Source organism: Sorangium sp. So ce1014 (assembly GCF_051521505.1).
Taxonomy (GTDB): Bacteria; Myxococcota_A; Polyangia; order Polyangiales; family Polyangiaceae; genus Sorangium.
In genome coordinates this window covers 2466396-2479802 of the sequence record NZ_CP150356.1, presented here as the reverse complement: position 1 = coordinate 2479802, position 13407 = coordinate 2466396, and the positions used below count along the sequence as shown (strand labels likewise).

Genomic DNA, 13407 nt, shown 5'->3' with positions numbered 1-13407 from the left:
AGGTCGAGGACTCGTTTATTTTGTAAACGAAATCGAGATCGAGATCGAGATCGACAACGGGTAGGATCGGGTCGACGAAGCACCGACGGGAGATCGCAAGCCGAGCTCGTTCCAGTCTGTCGGGTACCGAGGCAGGTGAGGACGCTCAGATCCGTGAGCCAGAAGGCTCGTCCGTCGTTTCACCATCACATAGGAGGTCGAGATGTGCACGAATCTTTTGCTGTCCGTTCCCAAGGTCCCTGGTGACGCCTCGCAGGGCAAGGTGCACGCGAGCGCTCGATGCCTGGAGCTCGCCGGCACCCTGGGGACGAACATCTACGTGGTCCCGCCCGGGCAGAGCTTCCCCCTGGTCTCTCCTCCCGTCCCACATCCGCTCGAGTGGAGCAACAAGTTCGGATTCGTCGGCGTCGGCCCGGAGCCGAAGGGCTTCGCTCAGGCCCCCTGTTTCCTGGACGGGTTGAACGAAGAGGGCCTGTCTGCTGCGGCGCTCTGGTTGCCGGGGACGGCGTATCCCCTCTCGGGGGGCCCGTCCAACAACGTGTGGTTCACCGATTTCGTGGCGTGGATCGTGGGGAGCTTCGCCCGGGTGTCGGATCTCAAGGCCACGCTCCAGGCCGGGGCCGCCGGGATCAACGTGATGGGGCCCCCCACCCCCGACGGACCTCTCCCCGTCGGCCCCCGCCTTCCGCTCGGCCCGACCGCCGAGGACGTCTACCTGCCGCTCCATTACATCGTGACGGACGCGACGGGCGCGAGCGTCGTCATCGAGTTCGTCGACGGGGCCATGAACGTTTATGACAGCTCCGACGGCGTCCTCACGAACGCGCCGCCCTATCCCTGGCAGCTCGCCAACCTCGCGCTCTACCCGCACCTCGACACCGTCGGTGCGCAGACCGCGGTCGTGAGCAGCGGCCCCCCGGTGGGGAGCGGGCTCGTGGGGATGCCGGGAGATCCCATGTCCTCCTCGCGGTTCGTGCGCGCCGCGACGTGGGTCAAGGGCATGCATCGCCTCCCCTCGGACGGCTCGGGATGGCTGCCCGCTCCCGGCGGGGCCACCGGCGGCTCCGATCCCGTGCAGACCGTCGTCAACATCGCGATGCAGCTGGTTCAGGTGGTCATGGCGACGCCGTACGGGACCCTGCTGGCGCCGTCCGCGAGCCCGTCCACGCAGCTCGCCGTTGGAGACTGGACGATGTGGTCGCTGGTCCGCGACCACACGCATCAGGACCTCTACTTTACTACCGCGTTCAACGGCATCATGCGATCCATCAACGTGAAAGCGGCGGTGGCTGCGTCCTCGGGCGCCAGGTTTCCGGGCTTTCCCACCATCGCGCTCGCGTCCGCGTCGGCCCCTGCCCACTGGCACGAGGACGTGACGAAGCAGCTCTCCCAGCCCGCCTGACCGACGCTCCCGGCATGGGGGCGAAGGGATCGCAGCGCGTCCGAGGTGCGCGGCGCTGGGGGGCGCCGACCTGGGCCTCTGCGTCGGCACGGCCGCCTGGCAAGCGGCCTGCTCCTGGAGGCACGGCCCCGAGGCCGCTCGCTGCAGCTCGCCACGGGAAGGCCCGCGGCGGCTTCGGTCCTCCGACGGGAGGTCCGCGCGGATCGCGGCAGCTCTGCTATAGACAGCCTCCATGGCCAGCACCGACGCGCAGCCCCCGAACGGCGACTACCTGGACCGGCTGATGCGAAGGAGCTCCTTCGAAGCGCTGTGGCCCTTGTTCGCAAAAGCGACAAAGCCCGCCAAGGAAATGACCGAGAGCTACTCTGCCCTCTGCCACCTTCGGCCCCTCCTGCCGAAAGGCCGCCCATGTCGCGTCATTCACGTCGGGGACGGGGCCCACGCGAGGACCGGCGCCCTCTTTTCGCTGAAGAGCGAGGCGGACAACATCAGCGTCGATCCGCTGCTCAACGTGGGCCTGGTGGAGGCGTGGCGCGATCGCTTCGGGGTCCGGCGCCTGGCGTGGCTCAAGGCCAGCATCGACGACGTCGCGGACCAGCTCAATGCCCTGCCCCCGAGGCCGGTGTTCGTCACGTTCGTCCACGCCCACGTGCACATGGACAGGGTGCTCGATCGGCTGCGCTGGGACGCGGCCTTCACCCTCGCATGTTGCTTACCCGGCCACCAGCTCACGCGGACGCGCGTACCGCTCAAGGAGGGCATGGATTTGAGCGTGCTGTCCACGGGACGCCAGTACCAGGTGGTGGTGAACCCCGACGCCTCGGTATCCTAGCCTCTCCGGGCCATTTCGTCGGTCGGGCGAACGGTGAAGGTCCGCTGCAATCTTGCGCCCCGAGCGCCATGTGCTCTCTGTCAAAGGCACTTTTCGGCTGCAGAAGCCGCTGACCGTTCGACGAGACTCAGCTAATGAGAAAGTCCTGAGGCCACGGCGATCCCGCACGCGCCTCCCTGAAGTGGCATCACGTCGTCATGCGCAAGACAGCCCCCTCCGAAGCCGCACGCACCTGGTTGAAAATTCAAGCGCTCGTCGCGTCGCTCGCCGCACTCACCGTGGCCGTGTCGTGCTCCCCGCGCGATCCGAGCCCTTCCGTGGACGCCACGGCAGCGGGGAGCGGTGGCCAGGGGGGGAGCGGAGGCGGCGCGACCGCGGGCTCGGGTGGCGGATCGTCGACGTCGAGCGGCGGCGCGCTGGGCGGGAGCGGGGGCGAGGGCGAGGGCGGGGGCTCGCCGACCGAGCCACGCCCCACGGTGACCGCCGATCCGGGCACGGAGCTCGTCAAGATCGACACGGACGTGCTTCACCAATCTTTCGAGGGCTGGGGCACGAGCTTGTGCTGGTGGGCCCATCACGTGGGCGGATGGGCGGAAGCCAAGCGCAATGCCGTGGTCGAAGCGGTCGTCGATCCGGTGCGTGGCCTCGGCTACAACATCTTCCGCTACAACATCGGTGGAGGGGAGAATCCGTCCCACGAGCACATGGAGCGGCATCGCGAGATGCCGGGGTTCCAGGACGCCGACGGGACCTTCACGTGGGAGAACGATGCCAACCAGCGCGCCGTCCTCTTGCGCATCGCAGAGCGCGGAGAGGATCTGATCTTCGAGGCGTTCTCCAATTCTCCTCCGTACTGGATGACGACCAGCGGCTGCGCCTCGGGCAGTCGCACCGGCGGAGACAACCTCAAGGCCGACCACTACGACGACTTCGCCCACTACCTCACGGAGGTCGTGCGTCACTACAGGGACGAGCACGCGATCACCTTTCGCACGCTGGAGCCGCTGAACGAGCCTTACGCCAACTGGTGGAAATCGAACGGCTCCCAGGAGGGTTGCCACTTCGACCGGGCGAGTCAGGAGAAGATCATCCAGGAGGTCGCCAAGCAGCTCGCCAGCAAGGGCCTCGGCGAGACGGTGGTCAGCGCATCGGACGAAAACAGCATGGATGATGCCGTCCAGAACCTCCGCGCGTTCGGCTCGGGGACGCTCGCCGCTCTCCAGCAGATCAACGTCCACTCCTACGCGGGCAGCCGGCGCGAGGAGCTCCGGCAGCTGGCGACCGAGCTCGGCAAGCGGCTGTGGCAATCGGAGTCGGGGCCGCTCGGGCAGAGCCTGAACGACGACACGGACGCGGCGCTGTTCATGGCGGAGCGCATCATCCGGGATCTGCGTGAGCTGAGGCCGGAGGCCTGGGTGGATTGGCAGTCGGGCGATCCGGCGCGCAGCTGGGCGAGCTTCACGCTGAACGACAGCGAGCAGTCCTACACCCCCATCAAGCGCTTTTACATGCATGCCGGCTTCAGTCGCTACATCCGGCCCGGCGCGACAATCGTCGACGTCGACAGCGAGGACATGGTGGCTGCGGTCAGCGCCGACGGCAGCTCTCTCACGCTCGTGGTCCGCAACGGCGATCGCAGCGCAAGCCGCGGCTACACGCTCGATCTCACCCGGCTCCCCACGGTCGGCCGCGCGGCGGAGGTGCACCGCACCTCGCGCACGGAGGACCTCGAGCGGCTTCCCGACATGGCGATCGAGGACTATCGCCTGGCGGTCACGGTCCCGGCCTTTTCCATCACCACCTTCGTGATCCCGATGCCTTGAGTTTCCCCTGAAGGGACCTGCCCCGGGCCCCTCGCGCGCATGACCGCCTCGCGCGGCGCCCGCGTGCGCGCCGATGCGCAATGTGAGCCGCAATTTCAGCTGGTGTGGTGCTCGTTCGTGTCCGAGAGGCCCGCGCAGCTCATCCACGGGGTGCCCGCGGTCACGTGGGCGCTCCACGTCATCGCCGGCCGTTCGTTTTTGGCCTCGGGCAACAGCGAGAGTGCTTGCTGCGCCCGGCCGCGTAGTGGGGCTGGACGGCGTCCTGCACCGCCGGCGCCTCGCTCCCGCCGGCCGCCCAAGCCCGTGACGTCGCGGATCACGATGTGCGCCGTTGGGTGCTCGACTCCCTGCAAGATCGTGTGCAGCACGGCGCTCGAAGTCGATGACGACGACGCCTCGTGAGACAAGAGCCCGCCGCCCTCGGGTACCCGGACGCCACCTCCGCCCCCGCGCGTCTCCGCGGTGCCGCCTACAGCGATCCGTCGCGTTGCGCTCCGCATGGAAGCTCTCTATGCTCTGTCCATGCGATGGTCACAGCGACTGCTTGCAATTTCGGTCGTGAGCTATCTCGGCTGTGAAGCGAGCGACCCGGAGGCAAGCGCCGGCGGCACGGATGTTCGGGACGTCTCGAGTGGCACCGGAGGCTCGGGCGGCACCGGAGGCTCGGGCGACGCCCGGGACCCGAGCTTCGGTGCGGGCATGCATGCGGAGGAAAAGTTCGATCCCATCCCGCTTGAGGGCCTCACGCCCTGCGCAGAGCGCCCGGTGTTCTGCGAAGCTGGAGACACCTCCGAAGACGCCGCGATGGAGCACCTGCTGGAGATCGGCAATGATTGCGTCATCGCTCGTGGCTTTCCGTGCGGCCCTGCGATCGCGGTCAAGTTCGATGAGATGGGCTGCGCCGTCGGAACACAGAATCCTGACGACATCGACGCGAGGGCGGCGTCGTGCGTCATCGAGGCCATCACGGCGGAGCGATGGGCTTGCGCCACGGGCATGGTCGTGCGCGCGGGCGCCTGGACTTGTGAATGACCGGCGCTCGTCTCGACACGCCGCCCCGGGCTCATGACCGTTCGTCCTCGTGCCACACTCCGTAGCAATCCATGACGGATCGCGCCACCGCGCTCATGCGCCAGACTACCAATGGTTCGAGGTGCGCGCCGGCTCCGACGTCACGGGCGCGCCGCTCGCCCGCCCACGCCCTGTCCCGTCGCTGCCGGTCCTACGTGGCTGGGAGCCGGCGCGCATGGACGAGCTACTCCCGCCAGCGCTCGAGGAGCTCGCGGGCGGAGCCGCCGCGCTCGAGGCGGGCGCGCGTCACGGCGCCGCCGGGGGCGATGTCGATGATGAACTCGAGCGTCGGGTTGCCGCGGAGGTGATAGCGGAGGTCGGCGACGCGCACGGTGGTGCCGCCTCCCTCGGCGGGGGCGTGGCGGACCACGGGGAAGCGAGCCCAGGCGAGCGCCTCGCGCACGGTGGGGACGGCCATGACGTGGGCGGGGACGGGGCCGCTGGGCGCGCGCGAGAGCCGGCGCTCCTCGATCGGCGCGCCGCCGAACAGGGCGACCGAGCCGGCGGCGTAGGCGTCCTCATGCGTCGCGATGAAGCGCCATGTCGTCACGCCGAGCATCGCGGGGAACACGGCGACGCGTTGCGCCTCGGGGTGGGCGGCGGCGACGCGGGCGACGAGGATCTGCTGCGCCGCGATCCGGCCGCCGACGTACACGGCGGCGACGGCGGCGCCGGCGAGGATCGCGCGCCGCCAGCGCGCCGGCCGGCGCCACGCGACGAGCGCGCCGACAGCGAGCGGCAGCGTGACGAGCGGGTCGAGCACGCCGGTCCAGTCGAGCGTCAGGCGCGCGTCGGAGAGCGGGAGGAGCAGGCGCGTCCCCCACCCGGTCCAGAGATCCGGCAAGAGGTGCGCGAGAGCGACCGCGAGCACGCTGAAGGCGTAGACCGGGCCGATCCGCGCCCGCCGCCCGAGGACGAGCCAGGCGATCCCGGCCGCCACCGCCGCCACCGCCGGCGCGAAGAGGAGCGCGTGCGACGGCCCCCGGTGCGCGCGCAGCGTGCGCAGCACCGCGTCCCCCGCCGGCCAGAGGTAATCGAGATCCGGCAGCTCGGCGGCGATCACGCACGCGAGGAGCACGGTCCGGTCGGTCGGCGACGGGCGCCCCTGGCCGGGCGTGACGTCGGGGCGACGCATCGCGCCGACCGCCAGCCCGAAGAGCCCGTGCGTGAGCGAGTCCATGCCCGTCGCTAGCTATCTCCTGGACCCGGGCGAGGGCAAGGGCGTGCCGCGCGACGAACACCCTTTCCGAGGGCCGGGCAGCTCGGCAAGACTTCCCTCGCGACCAGGGGCGAGCCGGATGGGATGGGGCAGCCCAACCGGCGCCTGGGACATCCATGGCCCAGACAAGGTCGCGCCGGAGCGACTCGGGGTGCTCCTCGACGCTTCGGGGCGCCGCAGGAGCCCGGCGTACCAGCTGCCGGTGGCTGTCTTGGCCGCATACCATGCGCTGCGCGAGGAGTGCGCTGCGCGAGGAGGAGAAAGAGCCCCCCGAGGCAGCCCGAAGCCGTCCCGGCGCCCTCGCCCTGGGCGGGCGGCACGCCGTGAACCCGCCCCGGTGGGCTGGCGCGTCCAAGAAAAGATGGGTCGCACCATCTCCCGGTGGACGCGCCTCCAAGAAAAGATGGGTCGCACCCGTCTCCCGGTGGACACGCCTCCAACAAAAGATGGGTCGCACCCATCTCCAGGTGGACGTGCCTCCAACAAAAGATGGGTCGCACCCATCTCCAGGTGGACGTGCCTCCAACAAAAAGATAGGTCGCACCCATCTCCGCGGTGGAGAAGCCTCCGTTCTGTAGTGTAGAGCGTCAGTAAAAAGTTACTGTCGCTTGACACCTCCGCCGGCGACGCTGTCCGAAGCCGCCTCGTCGGGCCCCCTTGCAGAACCGCCGGTGCCCGCGCCGAGTCGTGGGCCGACACCGCTCCGTGCTCAGCGTCATCGACCCTGGCGAGAGCTGCAAGAGGCCGTGCCCATGGCAATGGCCGGGTGGTTACCACCGTCTGGGCGCCCTCACCCCCGCAATTTCCGGCGCCACTTGGAGAACGCTACGGGGATCCAGGGGGGAGAAGCCACTGGAGGAGCTGTCCCCATCTTTGATAGATGAGGTCATCCATCGAGAGAGAAACGAGCCGTGTCCTCTCCTCCGAAGGCATCACGCCCCACTTCTCCCACATGCCACCTGGTTCCGTTATCCATGCCCACCGATCGTTGGCAGCAAGCACGTCGCCCACGGGGAACGCCGTCAGGAAGTCCCGGTGATACGGGTGAATGTTCCTCGTGAACGCGCGGGTCAACCTCACCGTAGCCGCCGTCTCGAAGTGGCTCCTTAACATGTCGTAGTGTGGTTGAATGATGGAAAATTGCTCGTTCTGCAGGAGCATCCGATTCCCCTCGGCGACTTGGTCCGGAGTACCTGAGGCGATCTTGATCCAGGCATCTGCATACCTCGTGCTTCCCGGATGCCGGCGGTCGTGCTCTGCCGCAAGCAGGATTGTCTTCTGCGCATCCGCGAGGAACGCCTCGTGCTGCCATGCCAGATCGAGAAAAATGTTCTTGCCGATCTGGACCATTGTATTGGTCAACAACGACGGGTCCGGATGAGAGGGTACCGGGAACGGTGGATTGACTAGAAAATCCAACCCGCTAACCACGGCTCCCCCAGCCATGCGTCCGAGCCCTGCCCAGAGAAATCGGTTCGGGGAGGTCAGGTAGGTGCTCTGGTAGTACTTGTAAAGCCGGAGAATTCGATCGCGGTTGGCGCTGTACCCGGCTGCAGGGTCCCAAGAGTCATCGCGCTGACCGAATGCTTTCACATACGATTGAAGCGTGTAGTAATCCCGATTATCGGCGTAGAAATCCGGCATTGGCCCCTCTCTTTCCTGGGCTCACGGTGATCTGCAACAATCGGCTATCGGATCGTGTCGCGGCCAGTCGAGCTACAATACTCACCAGGCGCACAACATCCGCCCATGCAAAATTGATAAATTTCTGACCGCACTAAAGCGGGGAGCAGGTCCGACGGGTACAGCATCCGCAGTGGTTGGACCAGCCGCGCGCGTCCGCCAACGTGGCCGCGTGCACCTTGGACATGCTCCCCGCTCTAGAGCATCAGATGTCGTGGTCAACCAGCGGCATCGACCTGTTTTCACGGGGCTATCTCCAGGCATTCCACCCAAACACGCTGGGGAGAATTCAATGCGTAGACCCGCCTGCTTGCGGCTCCGAAATGAGATCGAATACCCTGTGGCATCTTCCGTTCATCGGACACGTGTACCGATTGGCAGTGTTCTTCCTGTCTGGCGCCGCTCACCGCTCATCTTGCCGCTCGAGTGCGCCCCCCGCTCATTAACCTGGCTCTGGTATACAGCCGGTCAATACATGACCTGACCGATGCATGAGAACCAGCAGGATGCAAGTACCTCGGAAGCGCCAAGTCATTTATTGAGCTGCCGCACCGGTTAATAAAATGCGCCCAGAGGGCAAGAAAGCTCAAGACGATTCGGGCAGAAAAAAATCCAAAGCGTTTTGGAGGCATCGTAGGTAGCACTACGAGCGCACATGTCGCTTACAGCTGCGCGAGTACCGAGTGGGCGGCGGAACCGTCGGAGAGTGGGCGCCTCGGCAAATCAAGGACGAACTAACCTCGAACGCCGAGGCGGACGGATGGCTGCAATGGCTCTCCCAGCGCCCGCCTTCACAAGCGGACGCACCTGCACGTGCAGGGGCAGTTGCTTCCGGGAAAATCAGGGTTGCACGTAGAAGTATTCGGACAGGTGCAAGTCAGGCTGTTGCCTTCTTCACACTTGCCTCGGCATTCCGGATGCGCGCCGATGCCGCCGACGCCGCCGACGCATCTGCAGTTCGCCTCCTTGGCATCCAGGATTGCGCATCGCTCCGTGGTGAAAGTGCCGCACGGGCCGGTGTCACAAGACGTCGTGGCAGCGTCCGCCGTCTTCGGGCTGTCCAAGATGCCGCCCAGAGCCATCGCGACTCCGCAGAACAGAACGGAAATGATGCGTTGAATGGTGCGTCTCATGAGCCCCCCTCGCGTGGCGTCCAATCTTTCTCCACGCCCATGGAGGTCGAGCAAGGACTGTTCCATGTCCGCGCGTAGAGGATTAAACCCGTCGTCGCCCCGCCTGGAGGAAGCCAATGCGCAGTGACAAGACCGCTACTGGAGTTTTCACAATTCTTTTAACATAGCCCGCAAACGCTGGCCGAGCCTACGCACGGGAGACGAGCCGCGATCGCGTCGCTCTGCTCCACGAATATGTTCAAAGATGTCAAAATAACCTACACGGCACGTCCAAGTCGGCGATTCACACATCCAAGAGAATGATGGTGAAGGCCGGGTGAAGTTGGGCAACCCCGCCGCAGCGTTCTGTTCCGCCGCATGGCGGTGATGAGACAGCCGCGCGCGGAGAGGTCGAAGACCCACAACTGTCAGAGCGCTAAATACACCTCATCCTGCGCATAATTCGTTGTCTCCTCTGCGCGGATGGGCCCCGTTCGTGCAACGGTGTAGGCATGCGAGAGCGATCTGGTCGGACATTGGAAACTTCCTGCTCGCGGCGTCGCTGCTGGATGTCCTTCGGACGCGCAGCAGCCCCGACGCTCAGGCATTGGCGCCGTGCCTTCAGGAAGAGCTTTTGGGAAAGTCGGAGCCTTCGCTAATTTTGGTGCCCTAATAATCTCTTGGTTCCAGGCGACGTTCATTTGGAGAAGCCGATGTCTCACAACTCCAGACGCCCAGGCGGCAAGGCCGATGACCAGGATCGTTCGCGCCGGGCTCCCGCGGCGCGCCCCGGCGCCCCCGTGATGTCCCGCCGCTCATTCCTCGTCTACGGCGGCGCGACGCTCACCGCGGTGACGCTGCCGCTCGGCTGCAGCAGCGGAATCGACCTGTCGAACCTGGAAATCACCTTCTCGATCGCCGTCCAGCGGGCTGAGGATCTGCTCAACCTCAACTTCGGCTTCGTCCGCTTCGTGCGGGCGACCGGAAATCAGCGCCGACTCGTGCGGTCCGCTTCCGGGCAGGCCCTGATCGTCGTCACTTTCCCACCCCAGCACATCCTTGAGCCCGCCTTCCCGGCGAACAGCCCCCTGCAAACGCCGCCGATCCCCAGCCGCATCAGCGAGGAGAGCCGCATCGTCTTCCTGGTGCCGGACGACGTGACCCAACTCCCGCTCGACATCGCGGGCCTGCTCGAGCTCTGCCGCCAGTACGCGATGAGCGTCCACGCGAATGCGGCGCCGCCCGAGGGCGTGGCGCTGCCGGAAAGCCGTGCCGCCGCGGGCCTCGCCTGGGGTATCCAGGGCAGCCCGGCCCCGCCCGATCCGCTCCAGACGGCCATCGAGCTGCCCTTCCGCCTGCTCATCTCACCCAACGTGTATGGCCGCTGGGCCCACGCCACCGGACCGTTCACGTCGCCGCGCGGCCGCGTCGAACTCTGGCACACTCGCCTCGGCGTCTGGAGCCCCACTGGCACCGACGAGCGCAGCAGCGCGCTGCGCACCGCCCGCGCCCTCTGGACGCGTGACCGTGACGTGCCCACCGATCCTTTTTCCTCGGACTACGACAGCTCTCTGACAGTCCAGGACCGCCTCGACATCGTCACCGTGACCGCGGATTTCAGCCGCTCGATCGCGTCCCTGGACCCGCGGGAGAGGCCGCAGCCGATCCGGGTCAATCGTCTCATGCTCTCCTCGCTCGGCGGCTGGCTCGACTCCGAGACCCGCGCCGCGCCCCACGCGCCCACCAACCTCGAGCGATGGACCCATCAGGCCTCGATGGGGCGCGATTACCACGTCGAGGTGGTGCGCGGGGGCTGGGCGTTCCCCTTCGGCCTGCGTACCTCGGTGATCGCGGTGACCACGCGCGAGTTTCACGGCTCCACCGCCTACCTGATCAAGCGCTGCTACGTGCACATTCAAGAGCTCCTGCAGACCTACGAGCCGCGGCCCGGCCTGCCGGACCGGTTCGTCCGCGGCATGCCCCTGAGCTGGCTCCGGGTTGTGGAAGCCACGGCCACCTCGCCTGCCCTCGATCTCTGCCCCGCTCTCGATCGGCCCTTCGTCCCCATCGTCAACGGAAAGCCGTGGCGGGTCCCGATGGTCACCTTCGACCGCGGCGGCAACGAGGTGCCCATGGCTCCGCCGATCGTCTGGATTCCCAGCCGGCCCCCGCACGAGCCTCCTTACAGCTCGGACACCGTGGACAAGCTGAGAGCGCTTTACAGCACGGCCGATCCGCGCACCGTCACGGACAATCGACGCCACGCGCCGGCGCCGCAGCGGGGGACCGACGACACCACGTCCGAGCTCGTGAGCATCACCTTCGACGGCCTGCCCGCGCCGCAGGACCCGCTCGGCTTCTACGCGGTGATGGCGACGTCCGAGGTCGTGATCGAGGCGCTGCGCCACGTTGCCGGCATTAAAGCCGTGTCGACCGTGAAGTGGAGCGAAGCCTATCTCGACAGCGGCTTCGGCCCGGGCAACCCGCGCGAGCTCTTCCTCGATCTCACCAGCGGGCCCGTCCCCGTCAATTTCTCCGGGCAAGCGGATCGATCCGGCGGCTTCGTCACCCCCAACCTGTCCGTCGATGGCCTGTCCCGACTGACCGGGCCGGCGTCCAACGTGAGCCATCCGGAGCGCGCTTCTCTCGAGCCGACGGACGTGTTCCGGGGCGTCGATCCAAAGTCGCTGTTTACGCCGAAGATCTTCGGCTGCATCCCGCTCACGGCCATCCTCGCGGGGGATGCGTTCGCGAAGATGGTGCCGCGCTTCATTACAGAGGCGCTGAACGAGGCCCAGCAGTTCATGGCCACGATGGCACGGCTCCAGCGCGACGTGCAGGATCTCCCCGGCCGCCTCGCCGGCCAGGTCGACGCCGCGCTCAAGGCTCACCTCGCCGAGCTGCGGAGCCGGCTCCACGCCGTCGCCGCGCAGATCACCACCGCGCTCGATCGCCTCCAGCAGGTGCCCGCCGGCCTGAGCCCGGAGAGGCTCCCGGCGCTGATTAACGACGCGACCCCCGATACTCTGCAAGCGGCGCTCGACGACCTCAAGGCCACGCTCGACAACCCACTCACCGGCAAGGTGACGCTCGCCCTGCCCGGCGCCGACATCACCGTGCGCGAGGTGTCGCGGCGGCTCGGCCAGCTCCCCCGGCTCGCCGCCGTGCGGACCGCGCTGAACTCCTTCTTCCGCGGCCGCGAGATGACCAAGGACCTCCACGTCACCATCGAGTGGAGGCCGACGCTGAAGGGGTTCGAAGGCATCTTCGTTCCCCATCGCACCGACGGCCTGGTGCTGTCTGCCGACATCCGCGCGAAGAGCGGGGGTGGCAAGAAGGCCGGCACGGACATCGTCTGCAGCCTCGAGGACTTCGCACTGCACCTCATGGGCAGCGGCAAAGCCGAGTTCATCGTGCTCGAATTCAAGCGCCTGCAGTTCCGGCAGAGCTCGGGCAAGAAGCCCGAGATCGACGTGGTGTTCAAGGATATCCTGTTCACGGGCGTGCTCTCGTTCGTCGAGACGCTCAGGGACATCATCCCTCTCGACGGCTTCAGCGATCCGCCCGAGGTCCAGATCAGCCCGAGCGGCATCGTGGCCGGCTTCTCGCTGTCGCTGCCCAAGCTCGCGGTTGGCATCTTCTCCCTCGAGAACATCTCGCTCGGGGCGCGGCTCAACGTGCCCTTCATCGGCGACGCGCTGACGTTCTCGTTCCACTTCGCCACCCGCGAGAACCCGTTCATGCTGACCGTCTCGATGCTCGGCGGCGGCGGTTTTTTCGGCATCACCCTGACCCCGGAGGGCGTCACCAGCCTCGAGGTCCAGCTCGAGTTCGGCGCGCGCCTCTCCGTCAACTTCGGCGTTGCCAGCGGCGCGGTCTCGATCACGGCGGGCATCTACTTCGGAATGGCCACCATCGAGAAGGTGACGACAGCCACCCTCCGGGGCTTCCTGCGCATCCGCGGCGAGGTCGACGTGCTCGGTCTGATCTCGGCGTCGATCGAGCTGCGCATGGAGCTCGAGTGGGTCGAGCGCACCGGCAAGGTGATCGGCCGCGCCATCCTCGAGATCGAGATCACGATCGTCTTCTTCAGCGTGAAGGTCTCGCTCGTGTGCGAGCGCCAGTTCGCCGGCGCCAACGGCGATCCGACCTTCGCCGAGCTCATGGGTCCCGACGGCGGGAGGTTCCCCTGGCTCGAGTACTGCGAGGACTTCGCCGCCGCGGCCTGAGACGCGCCGTCTCCCGGGATTGTCGACAGGAGCACC

At 67.0% G+C, this 13407-nt stretch carries 7 protein-coding genes; 5 read left to right on the top strand and 2 right to left on the bottom strand.

Annotated features, from left to right (window positions below; genetic code table 11):
• Positions 1 to 202: 202 nt before the first annotated feature.
• The 4 genes from WME75_RS09495 to WME75_RS09480 all read left to right on the top strand — a co-directional run bounded on the left by WME75_RS09495 (position 203) and on the right by WME75_RS09480 (position 5089).
• On the top strand, positions 203 to 1402 hold the full coding sequence (locus WME75_RS09495) for a linear amide C-N hydrolase (protein WP_437488797.1): 1200 nt from the start codon (positions 203 to 205) through the stop codon (positions 1400 to 1402).
• 232 nt (positions 1403 to 1634) lie between these two features.
• A complete protein-coding gene (locus WME75_RS09490) occupies positions 1635 to 2234 on the top strand; it encodes a hypothetical protein (protein ID WP_437488794.1) in 600 nt (199 codons plus the stop codon).
• Positions 2235 to 2470: 236 nt separating this feature from the next.
• A complete protein-coding gene (locus WME75_RS09485) occupies positions 2471 to 4057 on the top strand; it encodes a glycoside hydrolase family 30 protein (RefSeq protein ID WP_437488791.1) in 1587 nt (528 codons plus the stop codon).
• Between the two features lie 498 nt (positions 4058 to 4555).
• Entirely contained in the window at positions 4556 to 5089 is a 534-nt protein-coding gene (locus WME75_RS09480) for a hypothetical protein (RefSeq protein WP_437488789.1), read from the top strand.
• A gap of 223 nt (positions 5090 to 5312) precedes the next feature.
• On the opposite strand, the gene WME75_RS09475 is transcribed toward WME75_RS09480, so the two are convergent.
• Both WME75_RS09475 and WME75_RS09470 read right to left on the bottom strand, forming a co-directional pair.
• Positions 5313 to 6308 (bottom strand): metal-dependent hydrolase, encoded by a 996-nt coding sequence (locus WME75_RS09475; protein ID WP_437488786.1) that lies wholly within the window; start codon positions 6306 to 6308, stop codon positions 5313 to 5315.
• Between the two features lie 864 nt (positions 6309 to 7172).
• Positions 7173 to 7991, bottom strand: coding sequence for a hypothetical protein (locus tag WME75_RS09470; protein ID WP_437488783.1), 819 nt, complete (start codon positions 7989 to 7991; stop codon positions 7173 to 7175).
• A 1954-nt stretch (positions 7992 to 9945) separates the two neighbouring features.
• Here WME75_RS09470 and WME75_RS09465 point away from each other — a divergent pair.
• Positions 9946 to 13371 carry a hypothetical protein gene (locus tag WME75_RS09465; protein WP_437488780.1) on the top strand — a complete coding sequence of 1142 codons (3426 nt, stop codon included), beginning with the start codon at positions 9946 to 9948 and terminating at the stop codon, positions 13369 to 13371.
• Positions 13372 to 13407 lie beyond the last annotated feature (36 nt).

Excerpts from the sequence above, each read along its gene's own strand:
- WME75_RS09495 (WP_437488797.1), top strand. The coding sequence starts at position 203 with ATGTGCACGAATCTTTTGCTGTCCGTTCCCAAGGTCCCTGGTGACGCC.
- WME75_RS09465 (WP_437488780.1), top strand. The coding sequence starts at position 9,946 with ATGTCCCGCCGCTCATTCCTCGTCTACGGCGGCGCGACGCTCACCGCG.
- WME75_RS09480 (WP_437488789.1), top strand. The coding sequence starts at position 4,556 with ATGGAAGCTCTCTATGCTCTGTCCATGCGATGGTCACAGCGACTGCTT.
- WME75_RS09490 (WP_437488794.1), top strand. The coding sequence starts at position 1,635 with ATGGCCAGCACCGACGCGCAGCCCCCGAACGGCGACTACCTGGACCGG.
- WME75_RS09475 (WP_437488786.1), bottom strand. The coding sequence starts at position 6,308 with ATGGACTCGCTCACGCACGGGCTCTTCGGGCTGGCGGTCGGCGCGATG.
- WME75_RS09470 (WP_437488783.1), bottom strand. The coding sequence starts at position 7,991 with ATGCCGGATTTCTACGCCGATAATCGGGATTACTACACGCTTCAATCG.